This is a genomic window from Bacillus cereus group sp. BfR-BA-01350 (assembly GCF_022663775.1).
Lineage (GTDB): Bacteria > Bacillota > Bacilli > Bacillales > Bacillaceae_G > Bacillus_A > Bacillus_A paranthracis.
This window is the reverse complement of the sequence record NZ_JAKUGD010000029.1, coordinates 1-2,974: the sequence shown is the minus strand read 5'-3', so window position 1 is coordinate 2,974 and position 2,974 is coordinate 1. Positions and strand designations below refer to the sequence as shown.

The window sequence follows — 2,974 nt, the reverse complement described above, 5'->3', positions numbered from 1 at the left end:
ATTTGCGACTTCCTTATGTTAACATTTTCATCTTTCAATGTCAACTAAGTTTTTTATTTCGTTTGTCGCTTTCGACGTTGTTGTCATCGGCGACTTGTTCTATATTACACCCCTATTCAATAATAGTCAATATTAATCTTTCACTTTTTTAGAAAAGATGAAACAGCTACTCATATTCCTCTTTATTTTTCATACATATAATTAAAATACCTGAAAGGGGTGTAGAAATTGTTCGATCCTCCCTTATTACATATCATCAACGCCCATTCAAGAAACCCACATTATCATAAGAATTTTCCTATCATTCTATTTTGGAGCCAAAAAAGTGGTTGTACTTCTCTTGCTAAGTGGTTTTTTTATCAGATTGACTTATTACAGACAGCTCTAAATTATAGTCCTTTCATTCATAATTATGAATATGACATATACAAAAGTACACCTGCCTATAGTGTTCGACTAGGTATAGCATTACGCGAAAAACAAAAAGAAACTTTTAAGCTTGTTCGTAACCCTTATAGACGAGCAGTGAGCTCTTTCGTATCCTTAATCGCACCTCCCTATATAGAAAATCCCGAATGGAAACCCATCCGAAAGTTTTTATATCAAGATGAAAACTCCTCCAAAGGCCTCTCATTTAAACAATTTCTATACTATCTATTCATTAATGATGCTCAAGGAAATGATATTAACCCGCATTTCACACAACAATATATAGCTGGTGAAGAAGAATATGTGACCAATTATATATACTTAGAAAACTTCGATCAGGATATGAAAGCATTAGAAAAGCGTTTCGAATTAAAAACTGCACCAATAAATGAGTTCTCAATATCATGGCATCATCAAACTCCCGCCATGATTTATAAAGGGAATTTTAGCGAAGCCGATATTACTGACCCTTTATTTCCTCGCTACCCCACTTTCGAAAGTTTTTATGATACCGAATGTATACAACTCGTTCAAACAATATTTCAAAATGATTTCAATACGTATAAATATAGTAGAGAATACCTATACTGATTTCAATCTATTATCTTTGCCAAATAAAAAAACACCTAATATATATATAAGGTGTTTTTTATATTTAAACTATATACAATATGTTACTTAGCATTCCTTACTATTCAAGTTATTCTTCTTTAATAACTTACTTATCTTTTGTCTATCTGCCCATCCTACTCCTATTAAGACTAAACTTCCTCCTATTACTATCTTCCAAGTTAAAGACTCATCTAATAAAGCAATTGAAGCAACAATACTTATTAACGGTAAGGCATTTAAATATAATCCACTTACTGATGCCGAGACTGTCTCTAATGCTTTATTCCAAAACCAATACGCTAAAATTGTTGCGCCTATAACAAGATACATTACACTAAATCCAGTCTTCCATGTTTCGATTTCTGGGAAACCATAGTAAAAAGTTTCTACCATTGCAAATGGTAATAAAATAACAGCTCCAATAATTAAAGTTAATGTTGTAAAAACCTTGTTTAATAAATACTGTTCTTGTTTTGGTCTTTTCAGCAATACTGTATAGAAAGCAAATAAGAAAGTGCTTAATAAAATAAGGGTATCTCCTATTAAAGATACTTCTTGATTACCGTTACTAGATGGGATGGTAATAAGAAGTACTCCAGCAGCTCCCAATACAATACCGATCCAATAATTAAGCTGAATTTTTTCTTTCAAAAAGATCGCTGAAAAAAGAATTGTAACTAACGGTAAAGCAGCATCAATAATACTAACATGTAATCCACTTGTTAAAGAAATACCGTAGGATGTGAACATAAAGTAACCAGCTACACCAGTAAAAGATAGTAAACTCATTCTTTTCCACGGCACTTGTTTATGTACAACCGATTTTTTTAATTGTTTAAATGAAAATAGCAAACAAATTCCACCAGCGAAGAAAAGGCGAATAAATAACAAAGTAAATGGCTGAATAGATTCTAACGCCCACTTTGTTGGCGCAATGGCTGTCCCCCATAATATAACAGCCACTAATAACATGCATATTTCTTTCATAATCCCCCACACCCATCAATAATATATATTAATTACCTTAATTATAGATTTTTTGATGAATAAAATCCTTTAAAAGTGAAAAGACATTGTATAAATTGAAACTTTAATCAGTGGGGGTTTACTTCAGCGCATGTCACATAGCTCAAAAGCGTTGCGAAATGTTGGCTTGTACACGATGAAACAAAGTTACTTAAACAATAACAGGATGGCTACTGTAAAAGAAGTAGATACTGCCATGCAAGCCAATACGAATGATTGGGGCGTTCAATCAAATTTTGTTCAAGCGATTCGCAGAGCCTTATATGCAGAAGTGAAGAGCTTTTTTAAAGCGTTGGAACAATGGAAGAAAAATCCTGAGAAGTTCACAGGGCGTCCGAAGTTTCCAAATTATTCTCATTCCACTGACAAACGAATCATTGAAATCTATCAAGTCCCTAAAGTGGATAATAACGGGTATTGGATGGTTCCGATGAATGTGGCATTCAGAAAAAATTGGGTTCCATTAAAATACGTATGCCGAAAAATTTAAGACATAAAAAAACCTTCTACATTGAGATTGTACCGAAGCAAAAAAGTCGGTTCTTGAGGTGCATGATACATATGAAATGCATGTTTCTCAAATGAAGAAACCATCCACGACTACGAGTAACGCTTTGAATTGCGATTTAGGTGTAGATAGATTAGTAAGTTGCGTGACAAATCGTAGGGTAGCATGAATGCTAGAGCGTCAAACTGTCTAGCGATAGACGAAAAGACCTAGCGCTCGAGCTCAAGCCCCCACTGTAAGGCTTCGTCTCACTGGGGGTAGTTGACTTTAAAACGTCTCTATTTCATCCTTTTCTCTCATTAAGATTACTAAATTTACGGATTATGACATTTGATATATAAAAATAAACACAAAAAAACCTAAGTCGAAACGACTTAGGTTTTTGCTTGGCGACGTCCT

Annotated in this window: 2 protein-coding genes and 1 pseudogene; 2 read left to right on the top strand and 1 reads right to left on the bottom strand. The window is 33.8% G+C overall.

All coding sequences use genetic code 11. The features are described 5' to 3' along the window. Positions 1-228 precede the first annotated feature (228 nt). Positions 229-1,020: a sulfotransferase family 2 domain-containing protein gene (locus MR147_RS26655; RefSeq protein WP_074542567.1), complete on the top strand. Its 792-nt coding sequence runs from the start codon at positions 229-231 to the stop codon at positions 1,018-1,020. Positions 1,021-1,107: 87 nt separating this feature from the next. Here MR147_RS26655 and MR147_RS26650 read toward each other — a convergent pair whose 3' ends face one another. Further along, a complete protein-coding gene (locus MR147_RS26650; protein ID WP_175574540.1) occupies positions 1,108-2,040 on the bottom strand; it encodes a DMT family transporter in 933 nt (310 codons plus the stop codon). A 106-nt stretch (positions 2,041-2,146) separates the two neighbouring features. Here MR147_RS26650 and MR147_RS26645 point away from each other — a divergent pair. Beyond that, positions 2,147-2,729: pseudogene (locus tag MR147_RS26645) on the top strand (nuclease/transposase family protein); the annotation flags it as partial. Positions 2,730-2,974: the final 245 nt, after the last annotated feature.